The organism is Bacillus cereus group sp. BfR-BA-01330 (assembly GCF_022663885.1).
In the GTDB taxonomy this organism is placed as follows: Bacteria; Bacillota; Bacilli; order Bacillales; family Bacillaceae_G; genus Bacillus_A; species Bacillus_A cereus.
On record NZ_JAKUGK010000005.1, the window covers coordinates 60,275 to 84,028 of the forward strand.

The window sequence follows — 23,754 nt, forward strand, 5'->3', positions numbered from 1 at the left end:
ACTTTGTTTACAATCTATTTTTGTATAAATATATTGTAATTTGTTTTGAGTGATTATGAAATAGAAAATGGAAAAGTGTCGATAAATAGTCGGAGTAGGTATTTTTTCTTTAAAATCTTATGTTCTTTAGTTGAGTTTCTTTTTAGAATTCATTAGATTTTTAATAAAAGTGAGTAGTGCTAATTAATAGGTAGTATAAATCTTGAAGTGGAAATAACTAGAGGTTAACGTAGAGTAATATATATTAGAAACACTTGCTACATATTTCTTAAGAATTTCAAAAAAGATTAGTAGAATGTGCTTAGTCATTCAGCTTTGCTTTTTTATTACCCAAAAATATTGTAGTGATTTAAAGTGAAAAGGGAGCATATTAATGGAGACACAAATCGTTATTGGAGTACCTGGTTTATGGAAATCTAGAACAGAATTAATACAAGAAGTTGTGAGTAAAAGTAACTATATATTAGCGGGAAATGTGATGCACCATAAGGAGAAAGAGATTGGCTTTGAAATTGATATATATGAACAAGACCCTTCTTTGAGAGAGGCTTTCTTCTATGCAGGTGGGGAGCGTTTTGATGAAGAATTGCTTCAGGAGTTGGAGAAGCATACTTATACAGTGTATGTTATTGCAAAAGTTGACGATACAGAGAGATTACAAGAAGTAATTGATGTAGGAATGGAACTTTTAAATGCAGGTGGACTTGCTTTAAAAGTTGAAACAGCAGGTGTGGCTTATTCGAAAGAAGAATGGCAAGAGCTTGCAGAGAATAAGGAAATATTCCCGATGTATTCGCACCTTGTAACTTTAGTTGGAGATGAAGAGGACGGTTACTATTCATGTGGAATGCAAGCATTTAATCTACCAGACGTTGTTTTAGACGGAGGGATAGATCCGGAAGTAGCTGTAGATTTATTAAATGATTTTAACCTACATAATATATTGGAAAAACCTAATTTGAAAGATGGAGATACAATTAGTTTCACAGAAGATGCTCCAGTGTATCTTTTATCTCATTATATAGATAAACGTTATGAACAAGAGGATCCATTTTATAATCCGTGTGGGGTATGGAAGTTAGAGAGTGCTTCGGCAAAGAAATCTATCTTTCAAAAATTGGGGAGTGTGCTAAAAGGATGGAAAAATACATAAAAGAACAGAGGAGTATATGTGATAAATATAAAGCGGAGTATGTAGAATCTCCGAATGACTTGAAATTAGGAATAGCGCAAAATGTGAAAGATGGTATTTTTCCGATTAATGGGTTACGAATGCCTATAGAAAACGGAACGACAGGTTGGTACATTTGGGCTGGTGAAGAAATGGGGACAGAAGAAGATTTCTTTCTTCCTTTACACGTTCAACATATTGATGAATGGGCACCTGAAATAAAGAAGTATTTAGGGTTACCACCTGGTTGGAGATTTTTAATTGCTGGAGATTACGAGGACGTGTGGTATGATCCGAATTTGTTTGATGAAGATTTAGAAGAGGATGCAGATGAATGGGAAGAAAATATGCTAGAAGAGTATGGATGGTACATGCATAGCATATTAGCAGAAGATATTGATGGCATCCATGCTAATTATCATACGAATGGTCTAAGAGAGAACCTTAATCATCAAGATTTACAAATAACATTAAATATGGATCCTGAAGTCGCGCATAGTGTTTTTTGTTCCATAATAGAAGAAATAAAGAGCGGAAAAAAGTTTGAACAAGGGATTGAGTATACGAATATTATTGAAGGATATCCCATTATTATGAAGTCTTTCGCAGAGATGGATCGAGAAGTTTTGAGGGTTTTATTACCTGATGAAAGAGGGATTCTTCCTACGAGTCCAGAGTGTGATAAATGTTATAAGACTCAATTGGATGATATTGAGGAGAGTTGATAAAAAAAGAGCTGAAACTATTCAAGCTCTTTTTTCATGGCTATTTATGTCCTAAAATATGCTCAATCTCATGCAAACTTAATTTACTTGCCTTAGCAATCGTTTCAAGTGGTATACCAAGATCATACATATTTTTAATCATTTGAATTTTTCCCTGTTGAATGCCTTTTTCAATGCCTTTTTCAAGCCCTTTTTCAATGCCTTTTTCAATGCCTTTTTCAAGCCCTTTTTCAATGCCTTTTTCAAGCCCTTTTTCAAGTCCTTTTTTAATTCCTTGTTCCATTCCTCTTTTTATTCCTTCTGTCTCTGCATGGGCGAATTTTGCTGCTTCATCCATTAAAACTTTCTCCCTTGCGTCATAGGCTTGTCGGAAAGAAGAATCCTGACTCATACGTTCCCATTTATTTATTGCTTTTTGTAAAATAGGGTCTTGGTTCATAGCAATATCCTCCAATAGTTTAGTTAAGTGCTCATCCTCATTTGCTGAAAGCAATAAAAGCCAACGAACAAATGGATCTTTCCACGGATTTACTTTTTCTTCATGCCATTGTTCAGTTAACTTTGGAATTTCTATAATGTGGATTTCTATGTCTTCACTCAGGATTTTTTTTTGTTGTGTATTCCATAATACGCTCGTTGTATGGAAGGCTGGGTGTTCCGAAAACATTGCGAAGTTTAGTAAGTTTATGGTGATGGTTTTGTGAAGTGCACTGTAGGGCATCCCTTTTTGTAGTTGAGATGTGTATAGCCTTCCCCAATAATATAAACTGCGTTTAACCATATCGTGATTATTATTGAGTTGTATTTCTACATTAACTTTTGTTCCTGTGTCTAATGTCGCTGAAATGTCTAAAATAGATAACTTATCCTCTTCATATTCCCTGTGTAAATGTGGATCTTCTAGTTGTAGAGAAGCAATGGGCGACTCTAAAGACTCTTGTAACATAGCATTTAAAAATGCAATTAGAATATCTTCGCTACCATTCGTACCAAACAATTGTTTAAATGCAAAATCAATGCGTAAATTAACTAACTGTTGGTTGAACAAAGTTTGTCCTCTCCCTTATATGAAGGTACTTCTTTCCTTCATTGTACATAAAAAGAACTAGAGTATGCAAACAAGCCATTCTTCTATTTTTTAGTAGTTTTATTAGAATGTCACAGGTAAGTATGGTTATGTTATACTCTAGTGAAATTAAAAAAATATTTTTGTTTATATCGGGGTGAAGATGATACATATGCAAAAAGATATTTTAAAACTATTAGATAAAAAGCAAAGTAACTATGAATTTCCTGCCTTTGATAATGAATATATGGATATTTCGCAAGTGAAATTCTCTCTTTTCTTTAAAGATACTAAAGATTGGTTAATGGTGTTTCAACTTGTTGGTGTAGGTTCATTAGGTGTATGTAATGATATTCAAGTATATGGAGATAGAATTACTCATTCAATGGGTGATGATTGCATTTTACAATTAAATGATGGCAATTATGAGTTATTTAATGATGAAGGTGAATTTATGCCGAATATTTATAACGGCAGTTTAAAAATTCGTGAGCAGCATTTTGAATATGAATTTACAGAAGAGGATTATATAAATAATGGAATAGAAGTACAAACGACAGAGCATTATCCAACATACTTTATGCGTATGCTTGCTACTAATGAAGAAGTTAGAACATTATTATGGTGGAGTAAAGAAGAGATTTTAGAAGAGTTCGGTTTAGAAGGTAATTGGGAACTAGCGTATGAAACGGAAGAATGGAAACATGTTGAAGACGAAAAAGTAAGTGAAAATGAATTCTTCCAATCAGTAGCCGCTGCAATAGAGAAGAAAGATCCACGTATTATTGTGAAGAAGGATTCTAACACGCATTGGAGAAATTGGGTAGCGTTTGATTGTGACTGAAAAGGATAGGAGAAAGAATAATAAATGAAAAGAAGAAGAAAATCCGGAGAAAAAGTACAAATGCATCGTTTTGCACTACCTCTATGCTACGGAAGTGAAGCACCATATTATTATTACGAGGTAGCGCCCCATGAAAGAGAGGAACGCTTCCATTTAACATCAGAACTTTGCGTAATGGACGATGAGCATTACTTTATTAGAGGTTGTTTAGAGATTCCTATCATTGACTACCACGAAAACTTCATATGGACTGTTTGGGTATCACTTAGTAAAGAAAGTTATGATGAAGTATTAGAAAAGTGGGATGAGAGAGGCCGAGAAAATAGTGATCCTTATTTTGGGTGGTTATCTGTAGAAATACCAGTTTATCCAGAAACATTAAATTTAAAAACAAATGTACATATAAGAGAAGTTGGAACGGCACCGTATGTTGAATTAGAGCCAACCGAGCATCCTTTAGCAATCGAACAAAGAAATGGAATTACTTTAGAGAGAGTTAAAGAAATACAAGAAATGATTCAAAGACATAGCTAGATTAGAAGAGAAAAAACGAGTGCTAGCACTCGTTTTTTTCTTTACACAACCGCAGGATTATAAATCATCGTAAAGTGTCCTGGTAATAATTCAATGTGACAAGGTGTATGAAGCGAACTTTCTCCATCTGTATCTACTTCTTTTTCTTCTTTCGTTTCAATATGAATGGATTTTGCTTTTACGTGGAAGATGTCATTTTCATTTGAATCCTCGAATAGTTTCTTTCCGATGTAATCTTTAAATGCTTGAATACCTGTTGATTTGACTACGAAAATATCAAGTGTTCCGTCATCACATTTTACGTTCGGAATAAAGGATGGAATACCACCAAGATATTCACCATTTCCAACCATGACAAGGACAGCTTCGTCTTCATATACTTGTCCGTCATAAGTAATTTTTACTGGGAATGTTTCAGCATTTTTTACAGTTCGAATTGTGCTTAAATAGTAACCGATTTTACCAAGCTTTGCTTTTTCATCTGCATCGATATTGTTTGATACTTCAGATACGAGACCAATCCCCCAGAAGTTTAAGAAATGTTGTCCATTTGCTTTTGCAACGTCAACTGGTTTTATATGTTCTTTTGTAATAAGTTTTGCCGCTTCTGCAATGTTTTGCGGAACGCCAAGTGTGCGAGAGAAGTCGTTGCAAGTTCCGCCTGGAATGATTGCAAGTGTAGGTCTAGTTTCAAGAGGTGCTAAGCCATTTGTGCATTCAAATACAGTGCCGTCACCACCAAAGACGATAATTAAATCTACTTTACTAGCAAACTCTTGGCAATATTTTGTTGCATCACCTTGCTTTTTCGTATGAAGGATATGTAAGTCAGGAAAAGCTGCGGCAAGAGGTGGTACGATTTTTGTTAAATTTGTATGTAAGTCACCTTGACCAGCTTTCGGATTTACGATGAGGAGTACTTTTTCAAATTTTGTCTTTGTCATTTTTTTCTCTCCCTTTGTCTTTTACGAATTGTGATAGAAAATAAACTTCCACCAGTAATTGATGAAAGTTTATTTTATTATATTATTCCGTTACAACTGAAGCGATAAATGGTAAGTTACGATATTTTTCCGCACAGTCGATACCGTATCCAACGATGAATTCGTCTGGAATTTGGAAGCCAACATACTCAGCTGTTAAGTCTACTTTACGACGTTCTGGCTTATCAAGTAATGTACAGAACTTGAGTGCCTTTGGTTTATGCATAAAGAAGTGGTCTTTTAGGAAATGAAGTGTTAAACCAGAATCGATAATGTCTTCTACGACAATTACGTTTTTGCCAGTAATGTTTACGTCGATATCTTTTAGTAGTTTCACTTTTCCTGTTGTTTCTGTTTGATTTCCGTAGCTAGATGCAGAAATAAAGTCAATTGTTACATCGTTTTTAATGTGACGAATTAAATCAGCAGCAAATACGAATGAACCTTTTAATACTGCGATAACTACGATTTCTTCTCCTTCAAAGTCACGTTCGATTTGAAGTGCTAATTCTTTAACTTTTGCTTGTAATTGTTCTTCAGAAATTAAAGTGTCTTTTATTTCAATATTCATTGTAATCCTCCTACAGTGTAAAACTTATGAACATTTCGACTGTAAAGGATAGAATAGAAAAAGTCAAAGGAGATAGTAATTTTTTACAAAGATAACGACAAAATCATCTGATGATATGATATACTAAGTATATTAAGAAAACGCTTCCATAAAGGGTGAATATGATGAAGAAGAAACAGTACACAAGTGTAACATTTATAAAAGCATTACTTTTAACAATTGTTTTTGGCCTGTTGGCTTACGTAATTGATGTACCTGCGATTCGTATTTCATTAATTGGAATGACTTTAGTATTAGGAGCAATTTCGCACGGTATGATGTCGCAGCTAAAAGAAGCTGGACTTGATGATATGAGAGATCATATAGATAAAAAGTAAGAAACCTTCATTATATAGAGTGAAGGTTTTTTTGTTTCTTACAAAAATGTAAGGTAGTTGTAAGGCAAATCGATAGTTGCATAATAGCATTTTGGATAAACTATGGGTGTAAGGTAAAAGGCAAGCATATTTTAGGTAAATTAAGTTTTAGGCACTCTATATGTGAAAAAGGAGTAGGAGGGCATGGAGAAACGTTGGACGACCTTTTCTTTTTTAGCGACTAGTAACACCGTAATGCTAGATGGAAAAATGGATTTTTTGCACTTGTTTGATCGTGAAGATGATCATTCTTCTTCTAAATTTACAATGAAATGGAATAAATGGAGCGAGAGTTGTAGGTTTGAAGAAGAGGCCCCTAACGAAGAGCAAAAGATTATTTTAACAAACCCTATTAAAGCGTGGGTTGTTCAACGTCGTAAGTGTAACGTCAAAAATCACTTCAAGAAAACTGAGCCGAGACAATTAGTTATCGCTCCAACCCGTTCTACTTCCAAATCACGCGAAAGTAACATGTAAATAATTGAGACACACACCCGAAAAAAACATCGTACATATTGCGATGTTTTTTTCTTTTTCTACAATGAAATCTTTAAATGAAATATATTTCATCTGCATCTTATATTTATATCTCTTGCTTATTCTAGTAATACATCCGGTGCGAGTTGATGAGAATAAAATATAAGGAGAGAATGAAAATGAAAAAGAGACTATTACCAATTTGTGCAATGGCACTTTTAACAGTAGGATATTCTTCAGTAGCGAGTGCAGATACTGGAACAGTAACAAAGGAAGAAGCGCAAGTGCAACAAGATAAAGCTAAAAAAGAAGAAGCAATTAAGGAACAGCAAAAGAGTGATGAGGAGAAAAAGCAAGCAGCGCAAGTACAAGAAAAAAGTGATATGGCTAAAAAAGAGGAAGCAATAAAAGCTGAGAAAAAAAGTGAAGAAGAGAAAAAGAGAATAGCGCAAGAACAGTTAAAAAACGATATGGCAAAAAAAGAAGCAGCGATAAAAGCCGAGCAAAAGAATGAAGTAGCTAAAAAAGAAGTAGCAAAGCCAGTTGTACAAGGTGAAAAATTACCAAATACAGCATCAAATAATGTAGCAATGATGGGATTAAGTGCATGTCTTGTAGCGGTAGGTACATTATTTGGTTTGAATCGTCGCAATAAGATTAAAGCGTAAATAAAATATTTTCCTATAAAGAATGGGATAATTTCATATATTAAAAATGGTAGGTTACTCCTACCATTTTTGGCATGGAGGAATGAAGAATGAAGTTACTCAATTATATCGGTATCATATTGATGGCTATAGGGCTATTCATGGGATCCTATTATGCTGTGGAATGGTATAAAGGAAGAAGCTCTGCCGGGCAATTAACTGCAGAAGAAATAAAGAGTCTTAAAAATATACAAGATACTCAACTTTCTCGTGAAACACCTGTAACTTCTCAAGTGCCTTCTTCTCAAACAGAACATAAAGAAGGAGAAAAGGTAGCGATGTTAAACATACCAAAAATAAAGAAGAAGTTTTCTATATATTGGGGAGCGGATGATACGACTTTGAAAAAAGGAGTGGGTATGTTCGTTAGTGATTTAACGACAACTCCATCTGGAGGGGGACATACTGTACTAAGTGGGCATCGAGATACTGTATTTACAGATTTAGGAGAGTTGAAAGAAAAGGATACCCTTGTTTTAGAGTATGATAATAAAACGTACACATATGAAATTCAAAAGACATGGATTACTCATGCGGATGATCGTACTGTTATTATAAAAAAAGAAGAACCGATATTAACACTGACAACTTGTTACCCATTTAATTATATAGGGAATGCACCAGATAGATATATTATCGAGGCGAAGTTAACTGGCAGTTATTCAAAGTGAAATTATAGTTTCTGAAAGCGGGAGGGGGATATATAAATTATGTCAAAAAATATTTTAATTGTTGAAGATGAAGACATATTACGTGAAATATTAAAAGATTATTTTTTAAGTGAGCAATATGTAGTGTTTGAAGCGAGGGACGGGAAAGAGGCTTTAGTTGTATTTGAAGAAGAAGAGGTTGATTTAGTTATTTTAGATATTATGTTGCCAGAACTCGATGGATGGTCTGTTTGCCGAAGAATTCGAAAGACGTCCGAGGTGCCTATTATTATGCTGACGGCGCGCGTAGATGAAGACGATACGTTACTCGGTTTTGAACTTGGGGCAGATGACTATGTGACGAAGCCGTATAGTCCGCCAATTTTATTAGCAAGAGCGAAACGATTATTAGAAAGTAGAAAAGCATCGAAGAAACCTTTAGAGAACGAAGATGATACGTTATCGATTCATGGCATCCATGTCCATTTTCCGTCGCGTACTGTTACTGTTGATGAGGCAGATGTTAGTTTAACGCATACGGAGTTTGAAATATTGGTGTATTTCATGAAAAATCAAGGAATCGTTTTAACGCGAGAGCAACTCATTTCAAGAATTTGGGGATATGAATTTGCTGGCGATGATCGAACGGTGAATAGCCATATTCGTAATTTAAGAAATAAATTAGGAGAGAAAGCAAAGTATATTACAACTGTAGTACGCACAGGTTATAAATTTGAGGGCAATGTATGAGGAATGGAATTGTACTAAAATTATTTACTCTTACAACAGCATTATGCATGTTAATTTTAGCGACGATATTTATTGGACAAACGATATTTTTTAAACAATATTATGCGAATCGAAAAGTGGAAGATATTAAAGTGAATTTAAATTCCTTTGAGAAGAACTATTTAAATCATGCAGGAAATGCAGAAGAAATTCAGAAACTAGAGCAAGACTTTTTAAGAGAAAATAATACGTGGATTACGACATTAGATAAGAACGGGAATTTAAAACATGCAGATGATTTTTATTTTGAGGTAACGATAGATCGTAGGCAACAAAAGAGCTTTGGACAACAAATATTTAAAATTCCTTTAGGCAATCTCGTCAATATAGAGGAGATTGATAATAAATTATCGGAGCATTTTTTAGGGCAAGAAATTTATTTTTCTGGAGTGAGAAAAGAAGATAGTTTTATTCCATTCTCTTTTTCTTTATCTAAGCAGAATTTAAGCGGATCTAATAAACCGTTAGAAAAAGCATTTAATGAGAAAATGAGTAAATTAAATGAGGAGAAAAAGAAAGCAGCTGTGGAACAAGTTGGTAAGGAAAAGAAGCCGGCTGTTCGGGAGCAAGCTGCTCAAGAACCAGATGTTTACATAGGAGGGCGTGTTACGAAAGTACAGTTTCCAGATGTAAAAGGCCCCGTAAATCCAATTTATAAAAACACTTTATTTTTGGATAGTATAAAAGAATTTCAAACGGATGTGTTACTAAAAGAGAGTAATCAAATAGAGTATTCAATAAAGACAATGGACTACGAAAAGAATGATATAAAATATAAATTATTAATGAAACCAATAAAAGAAAAAGACGGATCGGTAACATATATTTATGCGATGGCTTCTTTACAGCCGGTAGATGAAGCTGTACAAATGGTGCAAGATTATTATATCTATATCATTGCATTTGTAGTCGTTCTTATTTTTTTAGCTTCGTTCTATTACTCAAAACAAATTGCAAAGCCATTATTGAAAATAAATGATACAACAAAGAAAATAGCGCATTTAGACTTCACAGAAAAAATACCGATTACTTCGAAAGATGAAATTGGAGATTTATCGAAAAATATTAATGTGCTATCAAATAAACTCCATTCGCATATTGGACAGTTAGAAGAAGATATTGAAAAGGAAAGAAAGTTAGAAAAGACGCGAAAAGAATTCATTTCTGGTGTTTCACATGAATTAAAAACACCGCTAAGTATTATGAAAAGCTGTATTTCTATTTTAAAAGACGGGGTAGCTGAACATAAAAAAGAGTATTATTTTCAGGCAATGGAGAGAGAAGTAGACAAAATGGATACGTTAATTTTGGATATGCTTGAGTTAGCTAAATTTGAATCTGGTACATATAAAATGAAAAAAGCTTCGTTTTATATTGATACAGTAATTGAAGGTATATGTGAACATCTATCTGTGGAAATAGAGAAAAAAGAACTTCATATTCATAAAAATATAAGTTCATTTGAAGTGATTGCAAATCAAGGCCGGATTGAACAAGTCATCGTGAACTTCATTACGAATGCTATACGATATACACCAAATAAAGAGGATATTATTATTTCTACAATAGATGAGAAGAATCGTATAAAAGTGTGCATTGAAAATAAAGGTACTCATATTGAAGAAGAGCAATTAGATAAAATTTGGGATCGTTTTTATCGCGTGGATACAGCTCGTCAGCGTTCACAAGGTGGGACGGGGCTTGGGCTTGCTATTTCAAAGAATATTTTAGAACTACATGATGCTGAATATGGGGCAGAAAATACAGAAGATGGTGTATTATTTTATTTCTATTTACCGAAAAAAGCGTAGACAATATGATCTATGCTTTTTTAATTTATTTTCATATTATCTTTACCTAATCTTTATTTTTAATCAGTATAATTTGTTTAGAAAATGAGGTTATGTAAGGAGTCGATGAACCGTGCATAGCAATTGGCTAAGTATAATGGTATTTATTTTCTTTTGCGCATTTATTGTATTTTTAATTGATATTACGATATGAAAAAAGAGCGCTCATTAAGCGCCCTTTTTTTGTGTATTCATTTGATAAGCACTGATGCTCTTGAATAAGCGTGGTGAAGTGATAAATAAAAATATAAGTAAAACGGTACATAAAATAAAAGAACCAAGCATTGTACTTCCATTTACGATTAATGAATATAACACAGCCGATTGACCTTTCGGCGCATATTGTCCCCAGAAAATAATGCCGGCAATAAAGTGGCAGAAATAGCGAGCAAAGCTACCGATAAATGTAGCAAGGATAATATAAGCAAGGACTTTCTTACCCTGATTTTGTTTTGATGAAGGTTTGTCTTTACGGTTACCTAAATTTGATTGTTCTAAGCTATTTTCATTGGATGTTAAAAGTGCTTTTTGAATTGGACGATAGAATAAGCCAGCAAATCCGATAAAAGCAAAGGCAATGAAGTACTCAATGAATGCTTGAACAGGTGTTAAAATATAAGCATCTCCCACGACAATTTGTAATAGTCCCCAAACTAAACCGCCTAAGAAAGCTGATTTAAAGCCCCAGCGGTAAGCAATAATAAAAATAGGAATCATAGCGAATGAGATAGAACCGCCTGTTGGAAGTTTAAGTGATAATGGTAAAATATCGATAATCATGGCGAAGGCTGCAAGAATAGCAGATTCGATCATCGCTTGTAAATTGGTGTTACGCATGTTGTCTCCCCCTAAATCCAAGTTGTACAAAAAAGAATAGATATCATAGGAGGATACGAAATACGTAAATAAAAATGAGGTATGTATTTCGGACGTTTGCACAATCCCTGCGTTAGCATTAACTAACAGGTTCGAAGGGTCGGAACGAAGTGTTCCCTCTCAGCGGCATGGCTCCCCCAGTGATAACGAAATTCTTTATTTGTTATTGTTTATTGTAAGCGAAATGGATGAGAATGGCAAACGAATACAGTATGACAATAATTGAAATAGAATTGTAGCGAAATGTTAATAAATATGAAGCAAAAGGGTATAGTACAAGAGAAATTGGGTGTGGTATAATTTTTTTGAAAATAATTATCATTCTCTTCTGAGGGGGAAGGTTATGAGCTTAGTAGATATTAAAATTGGAGAGAAAGTGTTAGTAAAAAGTATTCAGTCTTTAGATCAGCTATTAAAGCGTAGACTAGCTGCTTTCGGTCTTGCTGAAGGAAGCGAACTTCGCCTGAAACAGAAAGCGATGTTCAAAGGTCCTTGTACATTGGAGTGTCGTGGACAGTTAATTAGTATTCGTCATTGTGACGCGAAAATGATAAAGGTGGAATTAGCGTGAATAAGGTAGCTTTGCTAGGGAATCCGAATACAGGGAAGACATCATTATTTAATGCACTTACTGGTTCTTATGAATACGTAGGAAACTGGAGCGGTGTAACAGTAGAAAAAAAGGTTGGTAAATTAAAAGATAGACAAGGAACATTAATTGATTTACCAGGTGTTTATGATTTAAATCCAGTTTCACGTGATGAAGGTGTTGTAACAAACTTTCTATTAACAGAAGAATTTAATCATATGTTAAATATCGTAGATTCCTCGCAGTTTGAAAGAAATATGCATTTAACGTTGCAGTTACTTGAATTTGGTAAGCCAGTCTCAATTGGTTTAAACATGGTTGATGTGGCGAAGCAAAGAGGAATTGTCATTGATGTAAAACGATTATCAGAGCTATTAGGTGTAACAGTCGTTCCTGTTGTTGCAAGAAGTGGAAAAGGCTGTGAAGAACTGCTTACGACTCTTAAAGAAAATGACAAAAAAGAGAAAAAGCCATTCCTTATTTCATATGGTGTACAAATGGATGAAGGAATTGGAGAAGTAATTGCTCTTTTAGAGACAGCGAATTACGAGCATCCGAGATGGTTAGCACTTCAATTTTTAAGCAATAACGAAGTAGTAGAAAAAGAAATGAAAGCATTACCAATTTATAAGGAACTCATAGCCATTCGATCTCGCTTAGAAGGAAGACTTGATTGTACGTTAGAAGAGCACATTTACAAAACTCGTGAAGCGTATATTGAAAAGTTAAAAACAAATGTTATGAAGCATGAGAAAGAAGGAAAAATTCCTTTTTCAGAAAAAATTGATAGATTAATTACACATAAAATTTTAGGACTTCCAATCTTTTTAGCAGTTATGTTTTTTATTTTTCAGGTTACGTTTACGTGGATTGGTACACCTTTATCGGATATGTTAGATGAGTTTTTTGGTGGCCAGCTTACGGATTGGGTGACGGCTGGACTTACAAGTATTGGAGCTTCTGATTTTATTCAAGCACTAGTTACAGAAGGTATTATTGCCGGTGTTGGTGCTGTATTAGTATTCGTACCACAAATCTTTGCACTATTCTTTTTTATTTCATTATTAGAAGACTCAGGGTATATGGCGCGAATTGCAGTTGTTATGGATAGAATTATGGAGTTTTTCGGCTTAAACGGAAAAGCTTTTATTCCGATGATTATCGGTTTTGGATGTAACGTTCCAGGTATCATGGCTGCGAGAACGATTGAACAGGAAAAAGAACGTTTACTTACCATTTTAGTAACACCATTTATGTCTTGTTCAGCACGATTACCTGTATATGCATTATTTGCGGGCGTATTTTTCCCGCATAGTCAGGCGACTGTTGTATTTTCTTTATATGTTGCAGGGATTGTTCTTGCGTTATTAGTTACAAAAATTATGTCTCTTACAATTTTGAAAGCGGAAAAGTCTATTTTCGTAATTGAATTACCGCCTTACCGTGTGCCACAAGCAAAAACATTATGGCTAAGCACGTGGGAGAAAGGAAAAGGATTTGTTCGTAAAGCTGGTACATTCATCTTTGGTGGTTCGGTTGTCATTTGGTTATTAAACTATGCAGGTCCATCAGGATTTGGTGTTGATATGGGAGACAGTTACTTAGCGATGATTGGTGGATTTATCGCACCACTATTTGCACCGCTCGGCTTCGGAACGTGGCAAGCTGCAGCATCCCTTTTAACAGGATTTTTAGCGAAGGAAGTTGTCGTTTCTACAATGGCAATTATTTATGCAGTTAAAGAAGATGTGCTTGGAAATGTAATGGGAGCACATTATACAGCATTATCAGCTTATGCATTTATGTTCTTTATTTTATTATATGTTCCGTGTTTAGCGACGGTAGCTGTTATTAAACGTGAAACAGGATCAGCGAAGTGGACGATTTTCTCAGTCGTTTATCCACTCGTAGTTGCTTATGTATTAACGCTCATTATATACCAAGTTGGATCCTTACTCGGATTCTAGAAGGAGATGTATTGTGATGATGGTCAATATTATAATTGGAGCTATCATTTTTGGTTATGCAGCATATACGTTAGTTAATTTTGTAAAGAGAAGTAAAAAAGGAAAATGCGCGGCATGTTCTTTAAATAAGTCATGTCAGTCGCAAACTTGTAGCCCGGATATGGAGCAAATTGCTCATAATAAATAGAAAAAAGCTTTGCGAATTTCGCAAAGCTTTTTTGTTTTACTTTTTAATTTTTACAAGTTGAGAAGCTTCTACGCCTTTGTAACCAGGGAATTCTTTACTTGGGTCTTTATCAAATTTTAATACACCTACAGATTTTTCATCACCTTTTACATTGCTGTAAGTTGCGTCATCGACAATCGCATACATATCTGTATATGCACGACCACTTCCGATAATTGTGTTGCCTTCATATTTTAATTTTGCCCCATCAAGTGCAGCATTTTCTACTTTTTCTTTTGCAAATAATACACCTTGTTCTGTTGTTACAGCTGGTAATTTATCAAGTGGTTTCGTGTTGTCTTTTTCATCAACTTTGCTAAGTAACTCTTTTTTCACTAGTTCTTCACCAGTTTTCTTATCCATTACAAGAACTTTTTTACCATCTAATGTTGTCATTTTCATTTTATAGAAGTCTTTTTCTTTCACTTCTTTTTTGTTTTTATCTGTAATTTGCTGAACTTGTTCTTCTGATCCGTACAGTACAAAGCCGTTCGCTTTTTCTCCTAATAAAGAACAACCTGATAATGCTCCAAGTGAAATAGCTGCTGCTAATCCGATTCCTACTAATTTTTTCATGATGATTTCTCCTTTTATATGTTTTATAGTAAATACAATTTTTGTATCGTTGCTTACATGCGAAGAAGCTTGTTTGTTGCTTCTGATATTAGTGTATAAGAAATATCGGAATGCAACTATCGAGTTAGCTTACAGTAACATTACACTTATGTAATTTAGTGAAATTGCACAAAAGTAAGTTAATTTCAAAGAGGGATAATGAGAATATATTAGAAATACAATATTGTATATAGAATGTCATATTATAATGGATGTATTTTGGAAATAACATGTAAGGACATATTAGTTTTGTTATAATAAACACATAGGCTGTAAAATGAATATTCTTTACTGTAAAGGGAGATTTTTCAGTTTTCCAAGTAGTGAATTTGAAATATGAGGTATATCATAGGAGGAATTTAGATGTCTGTATTTAAACGATTAAGAGATTTAACAATGTCAAATGTGTATTCGTTAATTGAAAAAGCGGAAGATCCAGTTAAGATGACTGATCAATATTTACGCGATATGCAAGCCGATGTACAAGAGGCTGAGAAAAGTGTAGCAGCTCAAATCGCACTTGAGAAGAAATTCAAAATATTATTTGAAGAGCAAGAAGCACTTGTGAAAAAACGTGAAGAGCAGGCTCATATGGCTGTTCAAGCTAATAACTTAGATCTTGCGCGTCGTGCATTAGAAGAAAAACAAAATGCAGAGCAAAAAATGAATGAGTATAAAGCAAGCTACGAGCAAAATAAAACTGCTGCTGATAACCTGCGCCTAAAGCTAGAAGAAATGCGTAAGCAATTAACAGAGCTGAAAAATAAACGTGAAACACTTGTAGCACGTGTAAATGCTGCGAAAGCACAGAAAAATATTAATCAGGCGATGTCTGGATTTGATTCAAATTCAGCAAAAGCTGGTTTAAGCCGTATGGAAGAGAAAGCCCTTCAATTAGAGGCTGAAGCGGAAGCAAGCGGTGAAGTTTATAAGAAAGAAAAATCATTAGATGATGAATTCGCAAGCTTAAACAAAAATTCTGCTGTTGACGATGAATTAGCTCGTATTATGAAGCAGTATGAGAAATAATATAGAATAAAGACAAATGAACCGACATGTCTAAATATATTCATGTCGGTTTTCTATTATATTTTAGAGGAGGTTTTGCAATGACATGGATGAATGTAGTTGCCATGCTTGTATGGACTGGAGCGAGTGCAGTACTTTTATTTGCAATTATGTGGGTTGATTCAATTTTTACAAAATACAATGATTTAAAAGAAATCAAAAATGGAAATACAGCTGTAACAACTCGTTTTATTATGAAATTATTTGCACAAGGGTACATTTTATCTCAATCGATAACGAAAGCAAATGATTTATGGCAAGCACTTCTTGCATCAGCAGTTTCTTTCGTTATTTTATTAGTGGTAGAAATGTTTATCGAATTCGTATTAAAGAAAATGTCTGGTCTTGATTTAGAAGAAGGTACGAAAGAAGGTAGCGTTGCACATGCGATGTTAGCCGGATCATTACATATTGTTGGTGCACTAATTTTAGGTGCTTGTTTATAAAGAGAAAAGGAGGGGTAGATCATGAGTTTATTTAAACGAATTAAAAATATAATGAAAAGCCCAGAGCCACCGAAGCCGGAAAAGAGTCTTTTAACGTTAGCTCCTGGCGATATGATTGAAGTTTCATTAGTTATGTATGAATTAATTGGGAAAACGAGTATGCATTCGCGTAAGGAAATTGTTTTGACATTGCAAGATGGAAAAGATATTCGTTATTTAAAAATTGAAGACCGAGAAAATACGTATTACAAATTATATACTCCAATTGATGGTCGCTTAGATTCAATTGATGAAATTCCGACGACAATTGAAATGGATGATACCGAGTATCATATGGAAGAACAATATAACGGACGTGTTGTTGTGATGGGAAAAACTCCATTCTCAGCTTCAGAAGAACAGTATATATGGGAATTCCAATCAGATAATCGGAAATTATTGCGTATTGAATGGCAAAATGGTCGCACAATGATGTATGAGGGAGAAGCAATCATTCCTGCTGATGTACAAATTATAAGAGCAACGTAAGGGGGCGTAATCATGTCAAACCGATTGTTTACCATGATTAAATCGTTTGTGATCCCTATACTTGCTATCGTTATATTACTTGTTGTTGCTGGTTATGCCTTATCAGGTTGTCAAGGCGGGCAGACAAAGTCGATTCAAGACCGTTATCCACTTGAATCTGTTGCCAAGGAAGGTAAACAAGAATCTTACGTGTATAGGGCCGCCAATCGGTCAGTTCCTGAAGTCGCAAAGGAACTCATTAATGAAAGAGAACCGCAGCAAGCATCTAAAGAAGACGAAAATCAAATGTTCCTCGTTTATTCTGATAAGATTTATAACCTGCAAAAGGATAAAGAGAAACCATCTGATACGTTAATTGAAATAAGTAATAAAGAATTTGTCCGTCAAAATTACCAACCGTCCTTCTTGCAAGGATATATTATGGGTAGCATATTAAACGATATATTCGGTTCACGAAAATCATCATACGGTGATTATCGAGGATATAACGATAGACAAAATCATAAACCAGTTATTCCAGAGAGACCACCTACAAAAGAAGAAAAGAAAACCCCACCTCCAATTACGAAGGAAGGGAAAGGGTCTATCATTAAGCGGGGCGATAATGTAGATTCGAAACCATCAGTAGGTGATAAGGGAAGTATTACTGAAAAAGGAAGTAATACGACGCCCCCACCTTCTACTGGAAGCAAGGGTAAGATTACAAAAACACCAGGCGGTTCAAGCGGATCAGATGTGAAGCCAAAATCATCTATTAAAACGCCGCCAAGGAATACATCTCCTCCGAAAACGAGGGTCGGTGGTTCAGGAAAAATTACGAAGAGAAGATAGTGTAGAGACCGAAAAGTGGAATTTGCTTTTTGGTCTTTTTTTGTTATGGGAATTAATTCCTCTCATGTGGTACGATTTAGGCATAAGGGAGGAATTAAAAATATATCAGCGATTATTGAAATATATCGACTTACCGACAAAAACTGACAACGATAGCAACTTAATAATAAAAAGAGGGTGTGCCAAAATTTTGGCACACCCTCTTTTTCATAACGATTAATGAATATCACGTTTCTTAAAGTTACCGCCTTTTACTTCTGCTACGTCATAAACTGTAATAAAGGCGTGTGGATCGATTTCATTAATAAGTTCTTTCATTTTACTTTCTTCTAAACGGTTAATTACACATGAAATTTCTTTAAACTTCTCTCTTGAATAACCACCGTATACTTCGTTATATGTTGCACTTCGGCCTAAACGATCGCGAATTGTTTCTACCATTAATTCAGGCTCTTTTGTAATAATTTTAAATGCTTTTGAACCACTTAAACCAACTTCAACGATATGAATCACTTTCGAAGCGATAAAGTAAGCAATTGCCGAAAGGATAGCTCCTTGCAGGCCGAATACCGTTGATACGAAAATAAATACGAACATGTTTAAGAATAAAATAAGGTCACTCGTTCCAAATGGTAACTTACGAGAAAGCAATACAGCAAGCATATCGATTCCATCTAATGCCCCACCGTTACGTAATGCTAGTCCCATACCAAAACCGATGATAATACCACCAACAACTGTAACTAATAATGTATCGCCTTCAATAATAGCTGGTATTCCGTGCATGACAACGGTACCTACTGCTAATGAAGCAATTCCGATAATAGAATAAATCGCAAAGCTTTTACCGATTTGCTTATACCCTAACCAAACGAAAGGAATGTTAATAACTGCGATTAGAGCTCCTAATGGCAATCCAAATAATCTTGAACTAACGATACTTAAACCAGTTACACCACCGTCTGATACGTTATTTGGAATTAATACTGCTTCTAATCCGTACGCTGTGATAAATGCCCCAATAATAATCATCAAAGCTTTTGAAGCAATTCTTAGCTTATTGGGCTTGTTTTTGATAATTTTCTCCATATAATTTCCTCGTTTCAAACTAGTTTCTTATTTGTTACGTAATTCACACCTAAATTTTATTTTAACATTTAATTTGAAAAAATTCTCCTTTAATGGATGTATGCAGGGAATATTATCACCATATTATCTTTAAAATATTTTTGAAATCAGTATAAGAAATCCCATCCTTTCAAAGGATGGGATGCTATTAAGAAAATATAAAACTAAGTACTGATACGAATAAAGCGAAACCTAAAATAGTTCCACATATTTTCATATGGCGCTTGCGTCCCATTACGACAATCGCAACATATTCACGAATCATTGCGTTAGGCCAGTAATAAAATGCAGTTTTTGACCCGATTCCTTGGCTATTAAGACCAGCTTGTCTAGCGTATATACCAGCGCGGAAAAGGTGGAAATTATTCGTTGTAAAAATACTTTTATATTTACCTTCAGGTTTTAAAGAATCCATAATTTCTTTAGAGAACAACATGTTTTGATATGTGTTTACAGAGCGATTTTCCTGGACTGTATGTTCAAGAGGAATTCCTTTTTCAACAGCATAATTTTGCATTGCCTCTGCTTCCGGAAGACCTTCATCTGGACCTTGTCCACCAGAAAAAATAATTGTTGGTGGTGTATTAACAGCGGCTTGTTTCCAATAGAAGTCAATCGCTTTATTAATGCGGCTTGCAAGTAAGGGTGGTACTTTATCATTAATTAAGCCGCTACCAAGAACGATGATGAAATCTTGATTACGTCTTGGTCTGTTGAATTGGTATAAAAAATATGCACTTAAGAAGTTAGATAAGTGTATAAAGAAATATATGCTTATAAGAGAAATAGCTGCAAAAATAGGCTCTAAATGCGATGAAACCAAACTTGCTGGATTTATAATAGGGAGTAACATAAAGAATAACATCCCTAAAGCAGCAAGGAGTGTTAAACAGTTAGTGAACCGTCGTCCTTCTCGCTTCATTAAAATTCTAGCATTAAGAAATAGCCCAAACATTAAAGCAACAATACCGAAAGGAAGCATAATGAGAAGTGCTAAAAAAGGTAAAAATATAATGTAGCGTAGGACATCACTATCTGAGTTCAATGATACAATCACACAAAAAAGAAGGAAAAAACAGATAAAGGCATTAAATAAAAAGCCGTTTATTATTTTTCGCGGATCTTTTAAATATGAGATAAGAAAAATAATAAATAATATAAGAGGAATAATTCCGAAATACATCATAAATATAGTACACCTCAACTTGTATAAGAATTTGACATACCTTTTATATTACATGATTTTATAAGTGAAAATGAAAGAAAAAGGATTTTGAATTTTCTCAATAAAATATATCGATACGTATGTTACAATATATTCAAAGCGATATATTAAAAGTAAAATGGTTGAAAAGGCACTCAGTAGAGTGCTTTTTCTTTTTGTATGCAATTGTGCATATTATATTTTTTTTCAAATGAAGAGGATTACAATATAAGTTGTAGACAGACTTTATAAAGCAGAATTTCATACAAACATTTCCCTCTACTTTTTGTATCTAACAATCGTATAACAATAAATAATTCTGTTTTATAGTGTCTGTTTTTGAAAGGTGTCTTTTTTGAAGGCACCTTTTTTTATTAGTATAGATAGTTTACACTGTTAGCATAGTGTAAACTATCTATACTAAACATTAGCAATCTTCCGTATAAATATTATCAATTTACTATATATTCCAGTGGTGTTAACCTACATATGAAAGGCTTTCTTTTTCAAAATATTACCCCTAATAAAATTTTGAAGAAGTCAACTGTCTCCAAACTTGTCTTTATGCTTAAAGAAAAAGCACTCAAATTGAGTGCTTTTTCTTATTGAAACATGCTATTTTTCTAGGCGATTTTCATAAAATAAAAGTAAAGAAATGAAAGTGGGTGACAAAATGCCGGCAGTTGTGGAAGGTGTTATTATTGAAAACTGCAATGGAACAATTAATGTAGGTGACAAATATAACGTACAGCCGATTGAAAAGACGAAGGCTTATAATGGATCGGGATCATCAAATACAGGAATGAAAGTACAAACGTTTAGCGGGATTAGTACAGCTGATGTATGGGATAATGATGCGAATGATCAGGGGATACAGTTTACTTTATAGTACAGTATGTAAAATTGCATAAAATGATGAAGTTGCCCTATGATACAATCTAGCTGTGAGCTGTTAATGATTCTTCTGTAGTATAGTTGTTAGATTAGAAATATAACATCTTATCGAAAATCATACGTATAAAAAAGACACTTCAAATGAAGTGTCTTTTTTTACCTTAGTGATACCCTTTAGCAGAGTCTTTATGAATTTTATTTTTAAATATACTGTAGCTCCAAAGCTGATATCCAATAACGATTGGTACCATGATCATTGCAACGAAGAACATAATTTTTAAGTTTAATTGACTACCAGCTGCGTTGTATAACGTTGTACTGTATGCATCGTTAATACGAGATGGTAACATTCTTGGGAACATACCTGCAAAGCCAGTTGTCATAAACATTGCGATTGTTAGGCAAACGAATGTGAATGCAAGGCCAATTTTATGTTTGTACACCATAATTAGTGCGAGTACACTCATTAGCATTGCAAGTACTGGAAGAATGAATAGTACCGGATATTCCGTAAAGTTTTGGAATAAGTTTGTTCGATTAGCAGTCGCTACATAGAAAATAGCTAAAATGATAGCAGCTGCCATTGAAAACGGTCTTGCGATTTTATAAGCACGATCAGATACTTCACCAGTCGTTTTAATCATGACCCAAAGGGCACCGGATACGACAAATATAGCAGTGAAGAAAAGACCACCTAATATACCGTAATGGTTTAGTAAGCTAAGTAAATTTCCTTCATAGCCATTTTTTCCGATTTGTAGTCCGTAATACAAGTTAGCAAATGTAACACCGAATAAAAAGGCGATTAAGAAACTGCCAATTGCAAATGCCCATTTACAAGTTTTTTGCCAAATTGGTGAATCATCTTTATGCATGAATTCCAGTCCAGCGGCACGAGCAAATAGTGCAAGTAATACTAAGAATAACGGTGTATATAAATAACTAAACATATTAGCATATGTGACTGGGAAGGCAGCAAATGTTGCGCCACCAGCTGTAATTAACCATACTTCATTACCGCCCCAGAACGGGCCAATTGCTTCTTGTAATTGATTTCGTTCTTGTCGGTCTTTCGTAACGAAGGGAAAAATCATTCCGTTACCAAGTGCATACCCGTCAAGAATGAAGTAAACTGTCCAAATCACGCCCCATAAACCGAACCAGATGATTGCAAGCATATCATGAGACATGAGCCACACCTCCCTCAGTAGCAGGTTCTTCTAATGCGGCAGGTCCTTTTTTCGCGAACTTCAGCATTAAGTATACGTCTGCGATTAAAAGTAAAGTGTAGAATAAAATTAAACTAATTAATGAGAACCAAATTTGCGGGACAGATATAGGCGATACAGATTCTGCTGTACGCATTAGTTTATATACTGTCCATGGTTGGCGACCTACTTCAGCGACAATCCATCCTGCGTTAATCGCAATATAAGGAAGTAAGACAGACCATATTGTAATTTTTAAATAACGTTTTGAGTTTTCTAGTTTTCCTTTTCGGTTTAAATAGAAGCCATACCAAGTTAATGCCATAAAGAACATACCGAGTGCAACCATTAAGCGGAAGCTATAATACACGAGGTTAACATTTGGACGTTCATCTTTCGGAATATCTTTTAAACCAACAATTTCGCCATCAAATGAATTTGTGTAGAAGAAGCTTCCGAGTTTTGGAATCGTAAGGAATTCAAAGTTCTTCTCATTTTTTACATCAGGAATTTGAACAATTGAGAAGCCTTGTCCTTTTCCAGTTTCCCAAACTGCTTCCATCGCAGCTCCTTTTGCGGGTTGATATTTAGCTGCTGATACACCAGATTGATGTCCCATAAACGGTGTAATTGTTGCGGCGAATAAGCCTAACATTAAGCCGAACTTAAATGATTTTTTGAAGAATTCAACTTCATTTTTACGTAATAAGTGATAGGCACTAATTGCCATAACGAAGAAAGCACCAACAATATAACAACCAACTACAGTATGGAAGAACATATTCCAAGCGTATGGATTCGTAACGAGTGCCCAGAAATCATTTAATTCAGCGCGGCCGTTACGTACTACGTAGCCAACAGGGTTTTGCATAAAGCCGTTTGCTGTAATAATCCAAAGGGCGGAAATATTTGTTCCAAGTGCAACCATCCACATGCAGAAGGCACGGAACTTTGGTGAAATTTTGTCTTTACCGAATAACCATATTCCCATGAAAGTAGATTCTAAGAAGAAGGCAACAAGTGCTTCGATTGCGAGAGGTGATCCGAAAATGTCTCCCATATATTTGGAGTACTCAGACCAGTTTGTTCCAAATTGGAATTCCATTGTAATCCCGGTTATAATCCCCATTACGAAGTTAATTGTAAATAATTTACCCCAGAAATTTGCCATTTTGCGGTATGTTGGATTCAATGTGCGGGCGTATTGAGTTTCCATACATGCCACCAAAATAACAAGTCCGATTGTCAAAGGTACAAATAAAAAGTGATAAAAAATAGTAATTGCAAATTGAAAACGACTCAGTAACAGAACGTCGGACATAATAAATATTCACTCCTTTTTTACATTATCTACAATCAGTTTATAGTGAAAATACGTTTAAAGTATGTGA

Annotated in this window: 27 protein-coding genes and 1 riboswitch; of the genes, 18 read left to right on the forward strand and 9 right to left on the reverse strand. The window is 34.5% G+C overall.

What is annotated here, in order from left to right; translation table 11 throughout:
- Positions 1 to 373: 373 nt before the first annotated feature.
- Positions 374 to 1,153 (forward strand): DUF4261 domain-containing protein, encoded by a 780-nt coding sequence (locus MR112_RS15405; protein WP_242245110.1) that lies wholly within the window; start codon positions 374 to 376, stop codon positions 1,151 to 1,153.
- Complete coding sequence (locus MR112_RS15410) at positions 1,138 to 1,896, forward strand: DUF4262 domain-containing protein (RefSeq protein WP_242245111.1); 759 nt, start codon at positions 1,138 to 1,140, stop codon at positions 1,894 to 1,896. The genes MR112_RS15405 and MR112_RS15410 overlap by 16 nt, the downstream gene beginning before the upstream one ends.
- A 40-nt stretch (positions 1,897 to 1,936) precedes the next feature.
- Here the strand turns inward: MR112_RS15410 and MR112_RS15415 are convergent, their stop codons facing one another.
- A complete protein-coding gene (locus tag MR112_RS15415; protein WP_242245112.1) occupies positions 1,937 to 2,944 on the reverse strand; it encodes an Rpn family recombination-promoting nuclease/putative transposase in 1,008 nt (335 codons plus the stop codon).
- Positions 2,945 to 3,134: 190 nt separating this feature from the next.
- Between MR112_RS15415 and MR112_RS15420 the strand changes: the two genes are divergently transcribed.
- On the forward strand, positions 3,135 to 3,806 hold the full coding sequence (locus MR112_RS15420; protein WP_001168101.1) for a DUF7003 family protein: 672 nt from the start codon (positions 3,135 to 3,137) through the stop codon (positions 3,804 to 3,806).
- Between the two features lie 24 nt (positions 3,807 to 3,830).
- On the forward strand, positions 3,831 to 4,340 hold the full coding sequence (locus tag MR112_RS15425; protein WP_053563486.1) for a DUF2199 domain-containing protein: 510 nt from the start codon (positions 3,831 to 3,833) through the stop codon (positions 4,338 to 4,340).
- Positions 4,341 to 4,381: 41 nt separating this feature from the next.
- Here the strand turns inward: MR112_RS15425 and MR112_RS15430 are convergent, their stop codons facing one another.
- Both MR112_RS15430 and hpt read right to left on the reverse strand, forming a co-directional pair.
- Positions 4,382 to 5,284, reverse strand: coding sequence for a diacylglycerol/lipid kinase family protein (locus MR112_RS15430; RefSeq protein ID WP_000167897.1), 903 nt, complete (start codon positions 5,282 to 5,284; stop codon positions 4,382 to 4,384).
- 82 nt (positions 5,285 to 5,366) lie between these two features.
- Positions 5,367 to 5,894 (reverse strand): hypoxanthine phosphoribosyltransferase, encoded by a 528-nt coding sequence (gene hpt, locus MR112_RS15435; protein ID WP_001019295.1) that lies wholly within the window; start codon positions 5,892 to 5,894, stop codon positions 5,367 to 5,369.
- A gap of 161 nt (positions 5,895 to 6,055) precedes the next feature.
- On the opposite strand from hpt, the gene MR112_RS15440 reads away from it, so the two are divergent.
- The 6 genes from MR112_RS15440 to MR112_RS15465 all read left to right on the forward strand — a co-directional run bounded on the left by MR112_RS15440 (position 6,056) and on the right by MR112_RS15465 (position 10,744).
- On the forward strand, positions 6,056 to 6,271 hold the full coding sequence (locus MR112_RS15440) for a hypothetical protein (protein WP_048656638.1): 216 nt from the start codon (positions 6,056 to 6,058) through the stop codon (positions 6,269 to 6,271).
- A 183-nt stretch (positions 6,272 to 6,454) separates the two neighbouring features.
- Positions 6,455 to 6,787: a hypothetical protein gene (locus MR112_RS15445; RefSeq protein ID WP_000415614.1), complete on the forward strand. Its 333-nt coding sequence runs from the start codon at positions 6,455 to 6,457 to the stop codon at positions 6,785 to 6,787.
- A gap of 179 nt (positions 6,788 to 6,966) precedes the next feature.
- Complete coding sequence (locus MR112_RS15450) at positions 6,967 to 7,455, forward strand: LPXTG cell wall anchor domain-containing protein (RefSeq protein ID WP_000746708.1); 489 nt, start codon at positions 6,967 to 6,969, stop codon at positions 7,453 to 7,455.
- 89 nt (positions 7,456 to 7,544) lie between these two features.
- Positions 7,545 to 8,165 carry a class D sortase gene (locus MR112_RS15455; protein ID WP_000771595.1) on the forward strand — a complete coding sequence of 207 codons (621 nt, stop codon included), beginning with the start codon at positions 7,545 to 7,547 and terminating at the stop codon, positions 8,163 to 8,165.
- 39 nt (positions 8,166 to 8,204) lie between these two features.
- Positions 8,205 to 8,894 carry a response regulator transcription factor gene (locus tag MR112_RS15460; RefSeq protein WP_000041848.1) on the forward strand — a complete coding sequence of 230 codons (690 nt, stop codon included), beginning with the start codon at positions 8,205 to 8,207 and terminating at the stop codon, positions 8,892 to 8,894.
- Positions 8,891 to 10,744, forward strand: coding sequence for a sensor histidine kinase (locus MR112_RS15465; protein ID WP_242245113.1), 1,854 nt, complete (start codon positions 8,891 to 8,893; stop codon positions 10,742 to 10,744). The genes MR112_RS15460 and MR112_RS15465 overlap by 4 nt, the downstream gene beginning before the upstream one ends.
- Positions 10,745 to 10,951: 207 nt before the next feature.
- On the opposite strand, the gene thiT is transcribed toward MR112_RS15465, so the two are convergent.
- On the reverse strand, positions 10,952 to 11,620 hold the full coding sequence (gene thiT / locus MR112_RS15470) for an energy-coupled thiamine transporter ThiT (RefSeq protein ID WP_001246588.1): 669 nt from the start codon (positions 11,618 to 11,620) through the stop codon (positions 10,952 to 10,954).
- A gap of 86 nt (positions 11,621 to 11,706) precedes the next feature.
- A riboswitch (TPP riboswitch) is annotated at positions 11,707 to 11,808 on the reverse strand.
- Between the two features lie 194 nt (positions 11,809 to 12,002).
- Here thiT and MR112_RS15475 point away from each other — a divergent pair.
- The 3 genes from MR112_RS15475 to MR112_RS15485 are packed head-to-tail and all read left to right on the forward strand — an operon-like array spanning position 12,003 to position 14,402.
- Entirely contained in the window at positions 12,003 to 12,230 is a 228-nt protein-coding gene (locus MR112_RS15475; RefSeq protein WP_000060512.1) for a FeoA family protein, read from the forward strand.
- A complete protein-coding gene (gene feoB, locus MR112_RS15480; protein WP_001044840.1) occupies positions 12,227 to 14,215 on the forward strand; it encodes a ferrous iron transport protein B in 1,989 nt (662 codons plus the stop codon). The genes MR112_RS15475 and feoB overlap by 4 nt, the downstream gene beginning before the upstream one ends.
- 16 nt (positions 14,216 to 14,231) lie before the next feature.
- A complete protein-coding gene (locus MR112_RS15485) occupies positions 14,232 to 14,402 on the forward strand; it encodes a FeoB-associated Cys-rich membrane protein (RefSeq protein ID WP_000989598.1) in 171 nt (56 codons plus the stop codon).
- A gap of 36 nt (positions 14,403 to 14,438) precedes the next feature.
- On the opposite strand, the gene MR112_RS15490 is transcribed toward MR112_RS15485, so the two are convergent.
- Positions 14,439 to 15,017 (reverse strand): lipoprotein BA_5634 family protein, encoded by a 579-nt coding sequence (locus MR112_RS15490; RefSeq protein WP_000737501.1) that lies wholly within the window; start codon positions 15,015 to 15,017, stop codon positions 14,439 to 14,441.
- A gap of 402 nt (positions 15,018 to 15,419) precedes the next feature.
- On the opposite strand from MR112_RS15490, the gene MR112_RS15495 reads away from it, so the two are divergent.
- From MR112_RS15495 to MR112_RS15510, 4 genes are all read left to right on the forward strand, one after another.
- Positions 15,420 to 16,085 carry a PspA/IM30 family protein gene (locus tag MR112_RS15495; RefSeq protein WP_025687310.1) on the forward strand — a complete coding sequence of 222 codons (666 nt, stop codon included), beginning with the start codon at positions 15,420 to 15,422 and terminating at the stop codon, positions 16,083 to 16,085.
- 80 nt (positions 16,086 to 16,165) lie between these two features.
- The gene (locus MR112_RS15500; RefSeq protein WP_000220087.1) at positions 16,166 to 16,570 is read left to right on the forward strand and encodes a DUF350 domain-containing protein; all 405 of its coding nucleotides are present in this window, start codon (positions 16,166 to 16,168) and stop codon (positions 16,568 to 16,570) included.
- 21 nt (positions 16,571 to 16,591) lie between these two features.
- Entirely contained in the window at positions 16,592 to 17,098 is a 507-nt protein-coding gene (locus tag MR112_RS15505; protein ID WP_000051745.1) for a DUF4178 domain-containing protein, read from the forward strand.
- 12 nt (positions 17,099 to 17,110) lie between these two features.
- Positions 17,111 to 17,929: a DUF4247 domain-containing protein gene (locus MR112_RS15510; RefSeq protein ID WP_000071199.1), complete on the forward strand. Its 819-nt coding sequence runs from the start codon at positions 17,111 to 17,113 to the stop codon at positions 17,927 to 17,929.
- A 216-nt stretch (positions 17,930 to 18,145) separates the two neighbouring features.
- On the opposite strand, the gene MR112_RS15515 is transcribed toward MR112_RS15510, so the two are convergent.
- Positions 18,146 to 19,018: a YitT family protein gene (locus MR112_RS15515; RefSeq protein ID WP_000411246.1), complete on the reverse strand. Its 873-nt coding sequence runs from the start codon at positions 19,016 to 19,018 to the stop codon at positions 18,146 to 18,148.
- A gap of 187 nt (positions 19,019 to 19,205) precedes the next feature.
- Positions 19,206 to 20,243 (reverse strand): YdcF family protein, encoded by a 1,038-nt coding sequence (locus MR112_RS15520; RefSeq protein ID WP_071739801.1) that lies wholly within the window; start codon positions 20,241 to 20,243, stop codon positions 19,206 to 19,208.
- 673 nt (positions 20,244 to 20,916) lie between these two features.
- On the opposite strand from MR112_RS15520, the gene MR112_RS15525 reads away from it, so the two are divergent.
- Complete coding sequence (locus tag MR112_RS15525; protein WP_002001299.1) at positions 20,917 to 21,150, forward strand: spore germination protein; 234 nt, start codon at positions 20,917 to 20,919, stop codon at positions 21,148 to 21,150.
- 166 nt (positions 21,151 to 21,316) lie between these two features.
- On the opposite strand, the gene cydB is transcribed toward MR112_RS15525, so the two are convergent.
- Both cydB and cydA read right to left on the reverse strand, forming a co-directional pair.
- On the reverse strand, positions 21,317 to 22,345 hold the full coding sequence (gene cydB / locus MR112_RS15530; RefSeq protein WP_000017661.1) for a cytochrome d ubiquinol oxidase subunit II: 1,029 nt from the start codon (positions 22,343 to 22,345) through the stop codon (positions 21,317 to 21,319).
- A complete protein-coding gene (gene cydA / locus MR112_RS15535) occupies positions 22,335 to 23,684 on the reverse strand; it encodes a cytochrome ubiquinol oxidase subunit I (RefSeq protein WP_001286188.1) in 1,350 nt (449 codons plus the stop codon). The genes cydB and cydA overlap by 11 nt, the downstream gene beginning before the upstream one ends.
- Positions 23,685 to 23,754: the final 70 nt, after the last annotated feature.